Origin of the sequence: Vibrio sp. S12_S33, from assembly GCF_963889785.1 — a bacterium.
GTDB lineage: Bacteria > Pseudomonadota > Gammaproteobacteria > Enterobacterales > Vibrionaceae > Vibrio > Vibrio aestuarianus.
Window position 1 is genome coordinate 1 of sequence record NZ_CAWPQZ010000382.1, and the last position, 253, is coordinate 253.

Sequence of the window (253 nt, forward strand, 5' to 3'; positions counted from 1 at the left end):
CCACGCTCACGCTGCCGTCCGCGGCATCCGCGATGGTAAGTGTTGGCACCGCAGTTGGCACGGTGGCGTCAAAATCAAACGTCACTGGCGCACTATCACCACTGCTGTTGCCCGCCGCGTCGCTGATCTGCGCCGTCACGCTGTACATACCTTCGTCAATCAATGATGGGATCGTAATAGCAGCGACACCATTTAACGTATCTAACAAGGTAACGGTGTAGGTTTGCGTTGTCACACTGCTATCTGGGTTGGT

The 253-nt window shown here is 55.3% G+C and carries 1 protein-coding gene; it reads right to left on the reverse strand.

Translation table 11 applies throughout. The annotated features are described in order from the left end of the window. On the reverse strand, positions 1-253 hold a 253-nt coding region (locus AACW06_RS20540; protein ID WP_192076419.1), incomplete at both ends, for an Ig-like domain-containing protein.